At 73.2% G+C, this 15,213-nt stretch carries 19 protein-coding genes and 1 pseudogene; 11 read left to right on the top strand and 9 right to left on the bottom strand.

What is annotated here, in order from left to right:
• Window positions 1–70 precede the first annotated feature (70 nt).
• The gene (locus tag LV457_RS13660; protein WP_232171726.1) at window positions 71–757 is read left to right on the top strand and encodes a response regulator transcription factor; all 687 of its coding nucleotides are present in this window, start codon (window positions 71–73) and stop codon (window positions 755–757) included.
• On the opposite strand, the gene LV457_RS13655 is transcribed toward LV457_RS13660, so the two are convergent.
• A complete protein-coding gene (locus LV457_RS13655) occupies window positions 721–2,052 on the bottom strand; it encodes a HAMP domain-containing sensor histidine kinase (protein WP_232171840.1) in 1,332 nt (443 codons plus the stop codon). The two genes, LV457_RS13660 and LV457_RS13655, sit on opposite strands and share 37 nt — an antisense overlap.
• Window positions 2,053–2,215: 163 nt before the next feature.
• Here LV457_RS13655 and LV457_RS13650 point away from each other — a divergent pair, with 163 nt between their 5' ends.
• Window positions 2,216–3,451, top strand: coding sequence for a hypothetical protein (locus LV457_RS13650; RefSeq protein WP_232171725.1), 1,236 nt, complete (start codon window positions 2,216–2,218; stop codon window positions 3,449–3,451).
• A gap of 30 nt (window positions 3,452–3,481) precedes the next feature.
• Here the strand turns inward: LV457_RS13650 and LV457_RS13645 are convergent, their stop codons facing one another.
• From LV457_RS13645 to LV457_RS13635, 3 genes are all read right to left on the bottom strand, one after another.
• Complete coding sequence (locus LV457_RS13645; protein WP_232171724.1) at window positions 3,482–3,904, bottom strand: hypothetical protein; 423 nt, start codon at window positions 3,902–3,904, stop codon at window positions 3,482–3,484.
• Window positions 3,901–4,254, bottom strand: coding sequence for a VOC family protein (locus LV457_RS13640; RefSeq protein WP_232171723.1), 354 nt, complete (start codon window positions 4,252–4,254; stop codon window positions 3,901–3,903). The genes LV457_RS13645 and LV457_RS13640 overlap by 4 nt, the downstream gene beginning before the upstream one ends.
• 95 nt (window positions 4,255–4,349) lie before the next feature.
• The gene (locus LV457_RS13635; protein ID WP_232171722.1) at window positions 4,350–5,246 is read right to left on the bottom strand and encodes a LysR family transcriptional regulator; all 897 of its coding nucleotides are present in this window, start codon (window positions 5,244–5,246) and stop codon (window positions 4,350–4,352) included.
• A gap of 144 nt (window positions 5,247–5,390) precedes the next feature.
• Here LV457_RS13635 and LV457_RS13630 point away from each other — a divergent pair.
• From LV457_RS13630 to LV457_RS13620, 3 genes and pseudogenes are all read left to right on the top strand, one after another.
• Window positions 5,391–5,885: pseudogene (locus LV457_RS13630) on the top strand (SDR family NAD(P)-dependent oxidoreductase); the annotation flags it as partial.
• Window positions 5,886–5,956: 71 nt separating this feature from the next.
• The gene (locus tag LV457_RS13625) at window positions 5,957–6,127 is read left to right on the top strand and encodes an SDR family oxidoreductase (protein ID WP_232171839.1); all 171 of its coding nucleotides are present in this window, start codon (window positions 5,957–5,959) and stop codon (window positions 6,125–6,127) included.
• Window positions 6,128–6,197: 70 nt separating this feature from the next.
• Complete coding sequence (locus tag LV457_RS13620) at window positions 6,198–6,830, top strand: FKBP-type peptidyl-prolyl cis-trans isomerase (protein WP_232171721.1); 633 nt, start codon at window positions 6,198–6,200, stop codon at window positions 6,828–6,830.
• Here the strand turns inward: LV457_RS13620 and LV457_RS13615 are convergent.
• Complete coding sequence (locus tag LV457_RS13615) at window positions 6,814–7,164, bottom strand: hypothetical protein (RefSeq protein ID WP_232171720.1); 351 nt, start codon at window positions 7,162–7,164, stop codon at window positions 6,814–6,816. The genes LV457_RS13620 and LV457_RS13615 overlap by 17 nt on opposite strands.
• Window positions 7,165–7,182: 18 nt before the next feature.
• On the opposite strand from LV457_RS13615, the gene LV457_RS13610 reads away from it, so the two are divergent.
• Together LV457_RS13610 and LV457_RS13605 are read left to right on the top strand one after the other, a co-directional pair.
• Complete coding sequence (locus LV457_RS13610) at window positions 7,183–7,551, top strand: RNA-binding S4 domain-containing protein (RefSeq protein ID WP_232171719.1); 369 nt, start codon at window positions 7,183–7,185, stop codon at window positions 7,549–7,551.
• A 7-nt stretch (window positions 7,552–7,558) separates the two neighbouring features.
• Complete coding sequence (locus tag LV457_RS13605) at window positions 7,559–8,374, top strand: DNA-formamidopyrimidine glycosylase family protein (protein WP_232171718.1); 816 nt, start codon at window positions 7,559–7,561, stop codon at window positions 8,372–8,374.
• On the opposite strand, the gene LV457_RS13600 is transcribed toward LV457_RS13605, so the two are convergent.
• A complete protein-coding gene (locus LV457_RS13600; protein WP_232171717.1) occupies window positions 8,371–8,664 on the bottom strand; it encodes a hypothetical protein in 294 nt (97 codons plus the stop codon). The two genes, LV457_RS13605 and LV457_RS13600, sit on opposite strands and share 4 nt — an antisense overlap.
• Window positions 8,665–8,700: 36 nt before the next feature.
• Between LV457_RS13600 and bluB the strand changes: the two genes are divergently transcribed.
• Entirely contained in the window at window positions 8,701–9,354 is a 654-nt protein-coding gene (gene bluB / locus LV457_RS13595) for a 5,6-dimethylbenzimidazole synthase (RefSeq protein ID WP_232171715.1), read from the top strand.
• Here the strand turns inward: bluB and LV457_RS13590 are convergent.
• Entirely contained in the window at window positions 9,345–10,127 is a 783-nt protein-coding gene (locus LV457_RS13590; RefSeq protein ID WP_232171713.1) for a carotenoid biosynthesis protein, read from the bottom strand. The genes bluB and LV457_RS13590 overlap by 10 nt on opposite strands.
• A 76-nt stretch (window positions 10,128–10,203) precedes the next feature.
• Here LV457_RS13590 and LV457_RS13585 point away from each other — a divergent pair, with 76 nt between their 5' ends.
• On the top strand, window positions 10,204–11,328 hold the full coding sequence (locus tag LV457_RS13585; RefSeq protein WP_232171711.1) for a glycosyltransferase family 2 protein: 1,125 nt from the start codon (window positions 10,204–10,206) through the stop codon (window positions 11,326–11,328).
• Window positions 11,325–12,869, top strand: coding sequence for an NAD(P)/FAD-dependent oxidoreductase (locus LV457_RS13580; RefSeq protein ID WP_232171709.1), 1,545 nt, complete (start codon window positions 11,325–11,327; stop codon window positions 12,867–12,869). The genes LV457_RS13585 and LV457_RS13580 overlap by 4 nt, the downstream gene beginning before the upstream one ends.
• Here LV457_RS13580 and LV457_RS13575 read toward each other — a convergent pair.
• On the bottom strand, window positions 12,778–13,467 hold the full coding sequence (locus LV457_RS13575; RefSeq protein ID WP_232171707.1) for a CDP-alcohol phosphatidyltransferase family protein: 690 nt from the start codon (window positions 13,465–13,467) through the stop codon (window positions 12,778–12,780). The genes LV457_RS13580 and LV457_RS13575 overlap by 92 nt on opposite strands.
• Window positions 13,468–13,500: 33 nt before the next feature.
• On the opposite strand from LV457_RS13575, the gene LV457_RS13570 reads away from it, so the two are divergent.
• A complete protein-coding gene (locus tag LV457_RS13570; RefSeq protein ID WP_232171705.1) occupies window positions 13,501–14,319 on the top strand; it encodes a YihY/virulence factor BrkB family protein in 819 nt (272 codons plus the stop codon).
• Here LV457_RS13570 and LV457_RS13565 read toward each other — a convergent pair whose 3' ends face one another.
• Window positions 14,320–15,162 (bottom strand): nitroreductase, encoded by an 843-nt coding sequence (locus LV457_RS13565; RefSeq protein WP_232171704.1) that lies wholly within the window; start codon window positions 15,160–15,162, stop codon window positions 14,320–14,322.
• Window positions 15,163–15,213 lie beyond the last annotated feature (51 nt).

Here is a 15,213-nt window from a genome sequence, read left to right as displayed (position 1 = left end):
GTCCCCGACCGTCCGGGCAGCACACGTCACGACGCCTCCGCGACAGTGGTGACGTGGACAATGGTTGTTCGTGAAGGTCCTGCTGGTTGAGGACGAAGCCAGCTTGGCGGCGACCCTGTGCCTGGGGTTGCGCGCCGAAGGTTTTGTCGTGGTCCACGTCGACGACGGCGTCGACGGTCTCTGGGAGGCCACAGAGCACACCTTCGACGTCGTCGTCCTGGACATCATGCTGCCAGGCCTCAACGGCTACGAAGTGCTGCGCACCATGCGTTCCCGCGACGTGTGGACACCCGTTCTCATGTTGACCGCGAAGGACGGCGACTACGACCAGACCGACGCCTTCGATCTCGGCGCCGACGACTACCTCACCAAACCCGCAGCGTTCATCGTGCTGCTGGCGCGGCTGCGCGCGCTACTGCGACGAGGTGCACCCGAGCGCCCCGTCATCCTGGCCGCGGGGACCCTGACCCTGGACCCGGCGCGTCGCGTCGTGCACCGCGACGCCACCCCGATCGAGCTGACCCCCCGCGAATACGGAGTGCTGGAATACCTGATGCGGCGCAAGGACACCGTGGTCACCAAAGCCGAGCTGCTCGAGCACGTGTGGGACGCACACTTCGGCGGACCCGACAACGTCGTCGAGGTCTACGTCGGCTACCTGCGTCGCAAGATCGACACACCCTTCGGCAGCCGGTCCATCCAGACGATTCGCGGTGCCGGTTACCGATTGGACTCCACGGAACCCAACGGGAACTGAACGCGCACGAGCGTCCCGCCGCCGACGCGATCGCCGAGGACGACGTGTCCGCCGTGCGCCGCGACGACCTCGGCGACTATTGCCAAGCCCAGGCCGGTGCCGCCGCCGCGTCGGGACCGATCCGAGTCCAACCGGACGAACCGCCCGAAGACCCGCGTGCGGTCGGCTGCCGGGATCCCCGGGCCGTCGTCGCCCACGGTGAGCACGGCGTCGGAGCCGTCGACGAGCACCCGAAGTTCGACCAGCGCGGCGGCGTGCCGGGCAGCGTTGTCGAGCAGGTTGCGCACCACCCGCGCCACGTCGTTCGGGTCGCCGATGATGCGGGCGGGCTGCAGTTCGGCGTCGACCTTCAACGTGGTCTCGCGTTGCAGCCGTCCCGCCTCCTGGAAGGCGATGTCGTCGAGGTCGACGTCGATGCGGCGTGGCGTCAAGCCGTGTTCGTCGGCGCGGGCCAGCAGCAGAAGGTCTTCGACGAGGGACTGCATCCGCTGCGCCTCCCGGCGCAGGGTGCTCGCCGCCAGGTGCTCGTCGAGCAGCTCGGGATGCGCGGCGGCGACGTCGAGGGCGGACAGGATGGCCGCGACCGGGCTGCGCAACTCGTGGGAGGCGTCCCCGACGAATCGGCGTTGGGCGGCGTGGCCGGCCTCGATGCGCGCCAACATCGCGTTCATCGTGGTGGCCAGCGCCGAGATCTCGTCGCGGCTGCTCGGCACGGGGACGCGTTCGGTGAGATCGGAGGTGCTGATGGCGGCGACCCTGGCGCGGATGGCGTCGACCGACAGCAGCGACCGACGGACCAACCCGTAGGTGACGGCCGCCGACACCAGGGCGATGATCGGCGCCGCACCGGCGAGCAGGACGACGACCGTCTTCACCGTCGACTCGACGGCTTCGCTGCCGGCACCGACCAGGACGGTGTAGCGGCCGGTTGCGGTGCTCACGGTCTGGCCGCCGACACGGATGTCGCCGTCGCCGGCGAAGCGATCGGGCAAACCGACCCGCAGGACCTCCCCGAGGGACGTCGGGTCGACGAGCGGGACGGCGGGTGCGGTGGGCGAGCGCCTCACCACGGTCCCGGCACTGTCGAGCACCTGCACGGCGACGATCCGTTGATCGGTCGTCAGCAGGGCGGCGTCCAGCTCGGGAACCGGGTCGAAGCGCAGCCCCGCGACCACGTCCTGGACGCGTGCCGCGGCGGCGTCGTCGACCCCGGAGAGCAACGAGCGGTACAGGATCAGCGCCAGCCCGGCGGCGGCGAGCCCGTACGCCACCAGGACGACTGACGCGGCCACCATCGTCGAGCGCGCCGAGATGCCCCAGTACCGCGGCCGCAGCCAGGTCCGGGGAGGTCTCACGTGCCAAGGATGTCCTTCGCGTCGAGTCTGTCAACGTCACCGCGGCGCGGACTGCCGTGACTCTCAGCGTGCCCTCAGCCAGCCGACCGTACGGTGCGCGGTCATGAGCGAACCCACGCGAGCGATGCCGGTCGGAGCGCCGCGCACCATGCTGAGCAAAGTCCCCGAGATCACGGTCTGGTTCTGGATCATCAAGATCCTGTGCACCACCGTCGGTGAGAGCTTCGCCGACTGGGTCGACATGACCCTCGGCGTCGGATTGACCGCCACCGCCGTCATCTTCACCGCCGTGCTCGTCGCGGCGCTGGCGTGGCAATTGGCCCTCGACCGCTACCAGCCCGTCGTCTACTGGCTCACGGTGGTGGTGGTCAGCGTCACCGGCACCCTGTACACCGACATCCTCACCGACAGCCTCGGCGTCCCCCTGGCGCTCAGCACCGCCGTGTTCGCCGCGACACTGGCCGTCGTCTTCGGCGTCTGGTACCTGCGCGAACGCACACTGTCGATCCACAGCATCGTCACCTTGGCGCGCGAGTCGTTCTACTGGCTGGCGATCCTGGTGACCTTCGCGCTGGGCACCGCGATCGGTGACTGGACCCTGGAGCTCACCGGTTGGGGCCCCGGCGTCTCGGTGCTGCTGCCCGCCGGACTGATCGTCGCCATCGTCATCGGCTGGAAGCTGGGCGCCAACCCGGTGCTGTCCTTCTGGCTCGCCTACATCTTGACCCGCCCGCTGGGCGCCAACCTCGGCGACTGGCTCGGGTTCCCCACGAACGAACAAGGTCTCGGCCTGGGCGTGGCCGTCACCAGCGCCGTCTTCCTCGCGGCGATCCTGGTCACCGTCGCCTACCTGACGATCACCCGCGCCGACGTCATCGACAAGCCCGCAGCGGCCCGTGTCGCCGACCCCGGCCGGGAAAAGCTCATGCTCGGCTACTTCGGCGTCGTGGCAGCCGCCACTGCGGCGGTGCTCAGCTGGGCACACGCTCAGCCGCACCAGGATTCGCGCGGCGCCGAAGGCCCCGCCGCGGTCACTGCCATCGCTCCCGGCCAAGCAACCGCGACCTTCCCCGCCGCCGACATCGCCACTTTCCGCGCGCTCAGCCAGTCGATGCGCGACAAGGTGGAGGCCAACGATCAGGCCGGCGCCGCCTCCGACGCGCAGCAACTCGAAACCGCCTGGGATGACGACCAACCGAGGTTGCAAGCCGTCGACGCCGCCACGTGGTCCGCGATCGACGGACGCATCGACGCCGTGCTCACCGCAGTCCGCGCCACCCATCCCGACCCGACCACCGAAACCCGAGCGCTCGACGACCTGCTCGCCGCACTTGCCTGAAGGCCGAGGCGACGTCCGCCGTGTCCCGGCTCATTCACCCAACTCGTACGGCTGCGACGGGATGTCCGGGTAGCGGAACAGCTCGGCAATCGGGACGCGTGCCAGCTGCGCGCCGTCCTGCACGAGCACCTCGGCGCGGGGCGCGTGGAAGTGCAACAACTCCCGGCAGGCGCCGCACGGGGCGATGACCGCGGGCTGTCCGTCGTCCCCGGCCAGCACCACTGCCGCGATCCGCTCGATGTCGTAGTCACCCGCGGAGTGCGCTGCGGACACCGCGCACGGCTCGGCGCACACCGGTGACTTGCGCGACCGGACGTCGAGCGCGACGTAGGTGTTGCCGCCCGCCGTCCGGACCGCCGCCGCGACCGAGTGCAGACCCGGCCGCCGGCGCCGCCGCAGCAGCGCATTCGCCGCGTCGAGGAGCGCCCGATCGATGCGGTCGGGTGGCGTCATCCCAGCTGCGGCGCCTCGTAGAACTGCAGGTCGTTGCCCTCGGAGTCCTTGAACGCCGCGATGCGGCCCCACGGATGCTGACTGACCTCGAACTCGATGCCGGCGTCGGTGAGGCGCTCCACCTCGTGATACATGTCGTTCTCCGGCTGGAAGGTGATCACCGCGCCGCCACCCCGCCCCTGGTGGGTCTCTTCGCGCGCATTGAGGCCGATGGTGAGACCGTTGGCGTCCAGCTCGGTCCAGTCGTCGCTCTGCGACGTGACCTTCAAGCCCAGCGTCTCGCCGTAGAACTTCACCGCCCGGTCCATGTCGTCCACCGGCAACCAGACCGTCGATACCCCACTCGCCATGCTTCCTCCTGTTGTCGCGTTCGGCCGACGCAGTACCCGCGGCGGAACCGGCCAATCGCGAAGCGCCCGGTCCCGCGGCCGGCGTCATACATCAGTCACGGCGCGATGGCGGCGGTCAGGCGGGCGCGCGCCGTCCGCAGGAATTCGGCGACGAGCGGATTCGGGTCGGCGGTGTGGCTGACGACGACGACTTCGCTGGCCGCTAAGCCGTGCGCCGGGATGGTGACGAGATCGGGGCGCAGCGTGGGCCGCCGGTCCCCCACCGGGAGGAGCGCAACGGCGAGACCGCCGGCCACCAACTCGAGCCTGTCCTCGAAGCTTTCGCCGACCGGACCGGCGGAGCGCCGGCCCAAGGGCGCCTCGGCAAGTGCATCGGGCGGATGGCTGCCGAGCGCGCCGCCGTGCGGGCAGACGAGGTTCTCGCCCACGAGGTCGGCCGGCGTCACCGACGGCCGCCCGGCAAGCCGATGGTCGGCGGGCACCACCACCATGCGCGGTTCGTTGTAGAGCGGGGTCAGGCGGACGTCGTCGGCCGACACGTGCAGCGGGGCGCGCGCGACGAGCACGTCCACCGCGCCGTCGGCGAACGCCGCCTCGTCGCACTCCAGGTGCCGCGTGGCGATGACGGCCCCCGGATGGCGACGGCGCAGCTCGCGGACGGCCGGGGTGACGACGAGATCCTCGACGTACCCCACGATCAGCGTTCCGCCGGGCGCATGAGCACGGGCCGTCGACACCGCCCGGCGGGCGGCCCGCAGCAGCGCCTGCGCCTCCGGCAGGAACGCCTCACCCCCCTTGGTGAGCAGCGCGCCGCGCGGCGTCCGCTCGAAGAGCCGCAGGCCGAGCCGACCCTCCAGCCGCTGGATCTGCCGGCTCAGCGCCGGTTGGGCCACGTGCAGCTCGGCGGCCGCGCGGCTGAAGCTCCGGTGCTCCGCCACGACGCAGAAGTACCGCACCAGCCGCAGGTCGAGGTCGGATCCCAGGTCGGTCATGCCCGGCAGCAACGCGGCCCGCCGGTCCCGGCATTCCGTGGCCATGCCGATCCGGCATGGCGGTGTGCCGAACAGGCTTTGGACACCGATGTCGCTCCGCCGAACACTCGACATGGAGGCACACCGGCGAAGGGAAGCACCGACATGAGCGTCTACGACGGCAAGCGCGTCGTCATCACCGGCGGGACGGGCGGCATCGGCTTGGCCACCGCGAGACTGCTGGCCGCCGGCGGCGCTCGCGTCCTGGTGACCGGTCGAACACCGGCGTCGGTGGCGGCGGCGCGCGCCGAACTCGGCCCGGCCGCCATCGTCGCCGAACTCGACGCCCGCACGGGCATCGACGCGCTCGCCGACCGCGCGGCCACCGCATTCGGCGGCGTCGACGCGCTGGTGCTCAACGCGGGCGCGACGCTGGCGGCGTCGGTCGACGACACCACCCCCGAGCAGTTCGACGAGATCTTCGACATCAACGCCAAGGCGCCGTTCTTCACGTTGCAGAAGTTCATCCCGCTCCTGGCGCCCGGAAGCGCCGTGGTGCTGACGACGTCGGTCAGCAACACCAAGGGCATACCCTCGACGAGCGTCTACTCCGCGACCAAGGCGGCGCTGCGCTCGCTGACCCGCACCTTTGCGGGCGAACTGATCGGCCGCGGGATACGCGTCAACGCCTCTCCCCCGGCCCCACCGACACCGGCATCCTCCAGAAGTCGATGCCCGCCGAGGCGGCACAACAGTTCCTCGAAGAGCTCAGGGCCGCCAACCCGATGCAGCGACTCGCCCAGCCCGAGGAAGTGGCGAAGGCGATCCTCTTCCTGGCGTTCGACGCGACCTACACCACCGGTACCGAACTGCTCGTCGACGGTGGCGCGGTCGATCTGTGACGTCGAGGAGACGCTCGCATCGCACGTGACCTCGGCCCGGGGGTGCGTCCACCCGCTGTAGCGTTGCGGCGTGTTGATCCGACGCCTGCTCTGGTCCGCCGCGCTCGCCGCGCTCGTGCTCGCACTGTCGGCCTGCGGTGGTTCCGATTCGGACGGCTCCGCGTCGACCAGCCCGACGACGAGCGAGTCCGCCGTCGACGACTGGGTGCCGCCGGTGCTCAGCGAGGGCCCGGCCGCGCCCGGCCCCTGCCCGTCGGCGGCCCCGGCGCAGGGCGGTGCCCCCGAATGGACGCTGAAAGGCGCCACCGGCAGCGTCGCCGTCACCGGCTCGACGGACACGGCGGCGCCGAAAGTCGAGGTCACCGCCCCGTTCTCCGTCACCGAGACGCAGGTGAAGACGCTGCATCGCGGCGACGGACCGGTCGTCGGCACAGCGGCGTCGGTGTCGGTGTGCTACCTCGGAGTTAACGGTCGCGACGGGACGGTCTTCGACAGCAGCTACGCCCAGGGGCAGCCGGTCGACTTCCGGCTCGACGGCGTGGTGCCGGGGTTCCAGAAGGCCATCGCCGGGCAACAGGTCGGCTCGACGGTGGCCGTCGCCATGGTCCCCGCCGACGGCTACCCCGAGGGCCAGCCGAGCGCGGGCATCCTGCCCGGCGACACGCTGATTTTCGCCATCAAGATCCTCAACGCGACGGCCTGACGCGCTTGCCGCGCCAGCGCAGACTCTGCGCGTTGAGCTGGCGCAGCAGCAGGTCGCCCTCCTCGGCGATACGCTCCCCCAGCGCCACCGCCGCGGCGAGCTGGTCGTCGGTCAACTGGGCGAAGGCGGGCGATCGGCGGCGGTCGAGCACGTCGTACCAGCAGCGGCCGACGGCATGGTCGAGCAGGATGCGGCCGAAGCAGTGGTCGTTGACCACCGCCCACCGACCGTCGCGGCCGAGCCGCGGCAGCGTGTGCTGCACCAGCTCCCGGTAGCGCGCCTGCAGTCGGTCGCGGTTCACCCATCGGCCGTACCCCGGCGGCCGGGCGGCCACGCTCGGCATCATGGACACGTGGAGTCGACGCGGGTGGACCGCTGGCTGTGGGCGGTGCGGCTGACCAAGACTCGCCCGGACGCCGCCGCGGCGTGCCGAGGCGGGCACGTGTGCGTCAACGACCGGCCCGCCAAGCCGTCGACGTCGGTGGCGCCCGGCGACGAGGTGCGCGCACTGATCCACGACCGCACGCGCGTCGTGGAAGTGGTGCGGGTGATCCAAAAGCGGGTGGGCGCCGCCGACGCCGTCACCTGCTATCTCGACCGGACGCCGAGTGTGCCGCCGGTGGCCGCCGTGCCCGTCGCGGTCCGTGACCGCGGCGCGGGCCGGCCGACCAAACGCGATCGGCGACGCCTGGAGAAGTGGCGCGCGAGCCGGATCCCGTAGGAGAACCGTGCCCGAAGGTGACACCGTCTACGCGCTGGCCCGCCGGCTCGACGACGCGCTGCGCGACCGGGTGCTGACGCGCGGGGAACTCCGCGTGCCCGCGCATGCGACCGCCGACCTCGCCGGCCGCACGGTGCTGGAGCACGTCACCCACGGCAAGCACCTGCTCACCCGGCTCTCCGACGGCCTCACGCTGCACACACACCTGTTGATGTCGGGCTCCTGGACGGTGTCGCACACCGGTCGCTGGCTGCCGCCGACCGTGATGCCCGACGTCCGGATCGTGATGCGCACCGACGGTCCGGCCGCCTACGGCGTGAAGATCCCGGTCGTCGAGCTCGTCGAGACCCGCGACGAGCACCAGCTGGTCGGCTACCTCGGACCGGACCCGCTGCGCGACGACTGGGATGCCGCCGAGGCCGCGCGCCGGATGACCGAACACCCCGAGCGGCCGCTCGTCGCCGTGCTGCTCGACCAGCGCTGCGTGGCCGGCTTCGGGAACCTGTGGGCCAACGAACTGTGCTATCTGCGTGGCCACAGCCCCTGGACGCCGGTGGGCGCCGTCGACGTGCCCGCGGTGCTGGAGCTCGGCGCCCGCGCGCTGCGGCATTCGGCCACCACGCCGGGGGCCATGCAGGTCACCACCGGCGTGCGACGCAAGGGCGAGCAGCACTGGGTGGCCGGACGCGCTGGGCGGCCCTGCCTGCGGTGCGGCACGACGGTGCGGGTGGTCGCCGAGGTGTCGAACGATCCCGAGCAGCGTCGCACCTGGTGGTGCCCGACCTGCCAGCCCGGCCCCGGCCCGGCCGCGGACCGACGCTAGGAAGGCGTCGGGACGTCAGCCTCCCAGCGGGCGCGGCGCTGCGCGTCGGTCTGCTCCCACCACGGCGGCGTGCCCCGCTCCCCCAGCGCCACCTTGCACGCGTGCACCCCCGCCCGAGCGCGCGGCTCGTCGTCGGTTCCCTTGCAGCGCCGCACTTCTCGTCGCCACGCCATCAGGATGCGCGTCAGCTCGGCGCGGCGCTCAGCGGGGATGGCCGGGTCGGTGGCCCGCCAGCGGCGGCCCTCGATGACGACGTGGTGTCCGTCGTCGGTCAGCGGCGGACCGGGCATGGGCGGAAGTGTAGGGCTGTCCCTAGACTGCCGGCGATGACCGAGCACGCCTTCAGCGACACTGAGCGCCGGGCGGTGTACCGGGCCATCGCGCAGCGGCGCGACATGCGGACCTTCGTCGCGGGCGCCGCGCTGCCGGACGGCGTGCTGGCGCGGCTGCTGCACGCCGCGCACGCCGCGCCCAGCGTCGGGCTGATGCAGCCGTGGCGCATCATCCGGATCACCGATCCGGCCGTGCGCGACGGCATCCACGCGCTCGTGGAGCGCGAGCGGCTGTTGACGGCCGAAGCGCTCGGGCCGCGTGATCGCGAGTTCCTGGCGCTGAAGGTCGAAGGCATCCGGGAGTGCGCCGAGCTGCTGGTGGTGGCGCTCGGTGACGACCGGGAGCGCCATGTCTTCGGCCGCCGCACCATGCCGCACATGGACCTGGCGTCGGTGGCGTGCGCCATCCAGAACATGTGGCTCGCTGCCCGCGCCGAAGGCATCGGCATGGGCTGGGTGTCGCTCTTCGACCCCGCCGCGCTGGCCGAACTGCTTCGCTTTCCGCCGGGCGCAGCGCCGGTGGCGGTGCTGTGCCTCGGACCGGTGCCCGACTTTCCCGACCGGCCCGTGCTCGAGCTGGAGCAGTGGGCGACTGCGCGTCCGCTCGCCGAGTTCGTGTCGATGAACGCCTGGCCCACTCAGGGCTGAGGTTTGCGGCGGCGCCACAGCGTCACCGCGAACGGGACGGCGACGGCGCCCATCAGTACGCCACCCACCACCGCCGAACCGGGCAGGCCGAAGAACGCGAGGTGGCCGAGCGCCGACGAGAAGTACACCCACAGGTAGAGCGCCGCGGCCGGCGCCGACGGTCGGCCGGTGTCGGGCAGCGTGCGGTGCAGCAGTGCGATCACCAGCGCGGACACCAAGAGCCACCCGGCGAAGTTGGTCAGCGGTATGCCCGGCACCAGCGGCAGCGCCGGCTGCGGATCGAACCACCGCCAGTGACCGGCGTCGACCATCTGCGGGTCGAGGAACACGTCCCACGCGGTGAGGGCGGCGGCGCCGACCGCGACCACGGCGGGCGTACGCACCGCCAGCGTGCGGGCGACCACCAGGGCGGGCCACGCCATCATCGCCCACGCCATCGGCACGACGATCGGGACGCCGACGAGTTCCGGGCCGAGCGTGCCGGTGTAGCTGTAGGCACCGAACGGCCAGCCGGTGGCCACGCCGACCGCTTCGGCGAGCAGGCCGCCACCACCGGCTACCGCGATCACGGTGAGCGCGCCGATCCGGCCGTGCAGCCGGGTGACGTCGGCGAGCGCGGCGACGAAGAAGACCACGACGCTCGCGACCGTCACCTCGCTGCGCAGCCCGTCGGGCATCAGCGGGTAGGCGATCTGCACGCCGATCGCGGCGGCCACCAAGAGCCAGACCGGCCGAACCGTGCGCACAGCCACCTCACGCACAGCCAACGCCACCAGAGGACCTCCGCTATACGTTCGGCACGGCGACGTGCCTGCGGACCGGTGCAGCGCGTGCTCGTAGAGTTTTCAGGTGCCCGCAGTGCGTTTTCCCGAAACTCTACGCGGGCTCGTGACCACCGGCTCGGTGCTCGCGTGCGCCGGAGCCGCCCACGCCGCGGTGAACCGGCGGCTGTTGCGCCGCCCCCCGCAGCCCCCGCCGCCGGTGACCGCCGCGGTGTCCGTGCTGGTGCCAGCCCGCAACGAAGCCCACCGCATCGGGCCGACCATCCGGTCGCTCCTGGACCAGCGCGGGCTCGACGACGCCGAGATCCTCGTGCTCGACGACCGCTCCACCGACGGCACCGCCGACGTCGTCACCGGGACCGCTAACGGCGATGTCCGCGTGCGGCTGCTGACCGGCGCCGAACCGCCGCCCGGCTGGCTGGGGAAGCCGCACGCGTGCGCGCAGCTGTCCGCGGCCGCGCGCGGCGAGGTGCTGGTCTTCGTCGACGCCGACGTGGTGCTCTCCCCCGACGCCGTCGCGGCGGGCGTGGCGATGCTGCGGACGCCCCAACCGCTCGACCTGCTCTCGCCGTGGCCGCGTCAGCTCGCTGCGGGCTGGGCGGGCCGGCTCGTGCAGCCGCTGCTCGCCTGGTCGTGGTTGACGACGCTTCCGCTGCGGATCGCCGAGCGGTCGGGCCGGCCGTCGATGGCCGCCGCCAACGGGCAATTCCTGCTCGTCACCGCCGAGGCGTTGGCGTGTGCCGGTGGATGGGCGGCGGTGGCGGACGCGGTGCTCGACGACATCTTCCTGGCGCGCGCGGTCCGGGCGTCCGGCGGGCGCACCGGCATCGCCGACGGCTCTTCCCTGGCCGTCTGCCGCATGTACGCCAGCGGGCGCGAGCTGCGCGACGGGTACTGCAAGTCGCTGTGGGCGGCGTTCGGCTCGCCCGCGGGGGCGGTGGCCGTCGCCACGGCGCTGACGGTCGTCTACGTGTTGCCCGCCGCCGCGGCGCTCACCGGCTCGCGGACCGGCGCCGTCGGCTACGCCGCCGGTGTGCTCGGCCGGCTCGTCGCGGCGCGCTGGTGCGGTTCAGGTTTCGCCTGGGAGGCGCTGGCCCACCCGCTGTCGGTGCTGGCGCTGCTGGAGCTGCTGGCGTCGTCCTTCGCCGGCCGGCGGCGCGGCACGCTGCAGTGGAAGGGTCGGCCGGTATGAGCCGGGTGGTGGTGATCGGCGCGGGCCTCGGCGGGCTCGCGGCGGCCGCCCGGCTCGCGGCGGCCGGCCACCGCGTGACCGTGTTCGAGAGCGCCCCGACCGTCGGCGGGAAGCTCGGCGTGCTGGCGCGCGACGGGTTCACCTTCGACACCGGTCCGTCGCTGCTGACCGTGCCGGACGTGCTACGACAGTTGTTCGCCGACACCGGCGGGCCGGCTGCGCTGCCGCTGGAGGCCGTCGACCCGGCGTGCGCCTACCGCTTCGGCGACGGCACCGAGCTGCTGATGCCGCACGACCCGGCGGCCGTGCCGGCCGCGCTCGACGACGCGCTGGGTGCCGGGGCCGGCGCCGCGTGGCAGCGGCTGCACGACCGGTCGCGGCGACTCTGGGAGCTGGTCGGCGAGCCGGTGCTGCGCCGACCGGTGTCGCGTGCGGCGCTGGCACGAATGAGCGCCCGACCCGCAGACCTGCGGCTGGTGGCGCCGTGGCGGACGCTCGACGGGCTGGGCCGCCGGCTGCTGCCCGACCCGCGGCTGCGGACCTGGCTGAACCGGTACGCCACCTACTCCGGGTCCGACCCGCGCCGCACGCCCGCGGTGCTGGCGGTGACCGCGTTCGTCGAGCAGGAGTTCGGCGCCTGGTGGGTGCCCGGCGGGCTGCGCCGCATCGTCGAGGCTGTCGCTGCGCGCTGCGACGAGCTGGGTGTCGAAATCCGCACCGGCACAACGGTTTCCGACGTATTGGTGACCGGCGGTCGCGCGCGGGGGGTCCGGGTGGCGGGCGGCGAGGTGGCGGCGGACGCGGTGGTGTGCAACGCCGACGCGGCGATCCTGTACTCGCGGCTGCTCCCCGGCCGCGTCGCCCCCGCGGCCCGGCGGCGGCTGCGCCGCATCCCACCGTCGATGGCGGGCTTCGTGCTGCTGCTCGGCCTCGACGGCCGCTGGCCCGGGCCCGCACACCGGGTGTTCTTCCCCGCCGACTACGACGCCGAATTCGACGCGATCTTCGGGCGGCGACCCCGTCCCGTCCCCGACCCGACCGTCTACGTCCACGCCCCCGATGATCCGGCGCTGCGGCCCGACGACGCCTCGGAGGGCTGGTTCGTGTTGGTCAATGCGCCCGTGCACGACCCGCGGCGCGGCGTCGACTGGGATGCGCCCGGGCTGGCCGAGCGCTACACCCGCCGGGTGCTCGACGTGCTCGCCGCCCGCGGCGTCGACATCGCCGACCGTATCCGGTTCGTCGAGACGCTGACGCCCGCCGACCTGCAGCGCCGCACCGGGGCGCCCGGCGGGGCGATCTACGGCACCGCGTCCCACGGCCCGCGGGCCGCGCTGCGCCGGCCGGCGAACCGCAGCCCGGTGCCGGGGCTGTACCTGGTGGGTGGCTCAGCGCATCCCGGGGGCGGCATCCCGCTGGTGCTGATGTCGGCGGAGATCGTCGCCGGCCTCATCGGTCCGGCGGGAACCGCGGCGGGATCGAGCGCCGCACCCCGGCGATCAGCTGCCCGAGCCCGACGACCCCGATCGCCGTCCACGTGACCGCCATGGTCGCGGCGCCGCTCCAGCCCACCGGCGGCAGGCCCGCCGGGAACAGCGCCTCGCCCGCGGCCGCCAGCCCCACCACGATCAGCCGCGTCGGCCGCTCGGCGATGGTCACCGCACCGACACCCGGCATGCCGACCGACTGCGCCCGCGCCCGCAGGTACTCGTGCACGAAGACGAGCAGGACCGCCGCGGCCACCCAGCCCAGCGGCGCGCCGAGCGCCAGCAGCACCGCGCCGAGCAGCGAATCGCCGAGCCGGTCGGCCACCGCGTCGACCACGGCGCCCAGCGGGCGCGCCCGGCCGGTCCGCAGCGCGACGGCGCCGTCGAGGCCGTCGAGCACTCCCGCCGCGACGATCAGCGGAACGGCGAGCGCCGCCCAGCCGGGCGTCGCGGCGCACCACCACGCGCCGGCCAGCGCCACCACCCCGGCCGCGGACAGCGCGTCGGGCGGCACCCGCAGCAGCGGCCCGCCGGCGAGCGCCCGGACCAGGCGCAGCCAGCCGCGCACCACCCGCGACGGCTGCACGCCGCCGTGCAGCGACGACCACGCCGCGTCGGCGGGATCAGGGGTGGCCGGCCGCTCAGACATCATGCCGCCAGCCTGCCAGGACGGACGGACATCACGATGAGTGTGTTGCGGCGAATGGCCAGCGGGGTTCGCACGACCTTCCCCGGCAGCGACCTCGCGCTGTGGGCGGCGGGCGCCACCTACTTCGGCGTCATCGGGATCGTGCCGCTGGCGCTGGCCGCGCTGTGGGCCGTCAGCCGACTCGCCGGACCCGACGCCGTCACCGCCGCGATGGACGCCGGGATCGGCGGGCTGCCCGGCGGTCACGGCACCCCCGAGGCGCTGCGCACGCTCACGCGGGTGGCGCTCGGCATGAGCTGGGGCCAAGCGCTGGTCGTGCTGTTCCCCGCCAGCCTCTACGGCGAGGGGTTGCGACGGGCGTTCATCCAGATGAGCCCCGCGCGCGACACGCTCACCGGGTGGCGCGGTCGGGCCGGGCTGCTCGGCGTCGCCGTCGTCGCACCGTTCCTGGTGCTCGTGGTGCTGCTGGCGGCGCCGTACGTCGGCCCGCTCTACGCCGCCGGTGGCTGGTCGCTGGTGTGGGGCGTGGTGGTGGCCTTCCACGTCGTGTTCGTCACGGTCAGCGCGGCGTTGGTCGGCGTGTACGGGTTGATCGGCCCAGGCCGGCTGAGGTGGCGGGCGCTGCTGGTCGGGGCCTTCGGCACCGGCTCGGTGGTGGCGGGATTCCTGCAGGGTTTCGCGCTGTTCCTGGCGATCCCGATCCCGTGGTCGGCGCCGTTCGGCGGGCTGCCGATCGTCGGCGCGGTCACCGCGTTGGCGCTGTGGCTGTACCTGATGCACATCGTGGTGCTCTGCGGGTTCCGGGTGACCGTGGTGTTGGACGAGCTGCTGGCCTCGCCCACCGACGCCGGGTGATCAGCGGACGGCGGGATCCCAGGTGGTGGTCTCGGCGACGGAACGACGCGCGACCGGCGGGAGCGGCTCGCCGTCCACCGGCGCGCGCCCGAGGCGGAGCAGGGTCTGCGGGAAGCCCTCGCCGTCGAACACCTCGCACGCCAGCGCCATCCGCTCCCGCGTCCCGGCCAGCGGTTCGGTCACCGGGCACGTCGCGTAGCCCATCGCCGTCGCCGTGAGCGCGATGTGGCTGAGCGCCTCGCCGGCGAGCAGGCGCGCGGCGGCGTCGTCGCTGTCGGTCGCGAACGCCAGGAGCACCGCGTCGTCGTCATGGTCGCGCGCGGATTCGTCGGCGAAGCGCAGCACCACCTCGCCGTCACCGCGACGCGCCCACCGCTCGGCGGGCACGACCGCCAGCCGCACTCCCATGCGGGCGGCGCGGATGTACAGCAGCTCCAACGTGGCGGCCGGCAGCGCCGACGTCTCGAATCGCCGCCGGTCCGCCCGGCGCGCCGGGATCGCCGCCGCCAGCTCGTCGGCGCCCGCGCGGGCCGGCCGCTCGATGAACTCGATGAACGCCAGGGCGCCGGTGTCCCGCGGCGTCCGATAGCGCTGGATGCGGGTGCGCCAGCCGGCTGCGGCGAGCGCCACCACGCAGTGATGCATGACGGCTCCGCAGCTCAGGATCACGTCGCGGCGGTCGGCGTCGGTGTCGCCCAGCCGGCGCTCCCAGTCGGCCAGCAGGCTCATGCCGTCGCGGCCGACGTGCCAGCGCCACGGCTGCGCGTTGCGGATCGACGGCGCCCGAGCGGCGGTGTCGAGCACCGACTCGAGCGTGGCGACGTCAGGCACAGCTTGTGTCACATCCACCTCCCGACGCCAAGTGCACAGTCCAGCATAGTCGGGCAGCCGCTG

The organism is Mycobacterium sp. MYCO198283 (assembly GCF_021213805.1).
GTDB lineage: Bacteria > Actinomycetota > Actinomycetes > Mycobacteriales > Mycobacteriaceae > Mycobacterium.
Note: the sequence above shows the minus strand (reverse complement) of the source record. Positions and strands in the feature narration are given on the sequence as shown.

Excerpts from the sequence above, each read along its gene's own strand:
- LV457_RS13655 (WP_232171840.1), bottom strand. The coding sequence starts at position 2,052 with ATGGTGGCCGCGTCAGTCGTCCTGGTGGCGTACGGGCTCGCCGCCGCC.
- LV457_RS13650 (WP_232171725.1), top strand. The coding sequence starts at position 2,216 with ATGAGCGAACCCACGCGAGCGATGCCGGTCGGAGCGCCGCGCACCATG.
- LV457_RS13645 (WP_232171724.1), bottom strand. The coding sequence starts at position 3,904 with ATGACGCCACCCGACCGCATCGATCGGGCGCTCCTCGACGCGGCGAAT.
- LV457_RS13640 (WP_232171723.1), bottom strand. The coding sequence starts at position 4,254 with ATGGCGAGTGGGGTATCGACGGTCTGGTTGCCGGTGGACGACATGGAC.
- LV457_RS13635 (WP_232171722.1), bottom strand. The coding sequence starts at position 5,246 with ATGACCGACCTGGGATCCGACCTCGACCTGCGGCTGGTGCGGTACTTC.
- LV457_RS13625 (WP_232171839.1), top strand. The coding sequence starts at position 5,957 with ATGCCCGCCGAGGCGGCACAACAGTTCCTCGAAGAGCTCAGGGCCGCC.
- LV457_RS13600 (WP_232171717.1), bottom strand. The coding sequence starts at position 8,664 with ATGCCCGGTCCGCCGCTGACCGACGACGGACACCACGTCGTCATCGAG.
- bluB (WP_232171715.1), top strand. The coding sequence starts at position 8,701 with ATGACCGAGCACGCCTTCAGCGACACTGAGCGCCGGGCGGTGTACCGG.
- LV457_RS13580 (WP_232171709.1), top strand. The coding sequence starts at position 11,325 with ATGAGCCGGGTGGTGGTGATCGGCGCGGGCCTCGGCGGGCTCGCGGCG.
- LV457_RS13575 (WP_232171707.1), bottom strand. The coding sequence starts at position 13,467 with ATGATGTCTGAGCGGCCGGCCACCCCTGATCCCGCCGACGCGGCGTGG.
- LV457_RS13570 (WP_232171705.1), top strand. The coding sequence starts at position 13,501 with ATGAGTGTGTTGCGGCGAATGGCCAGCGGGGTTCGCACGACCTTCCCC.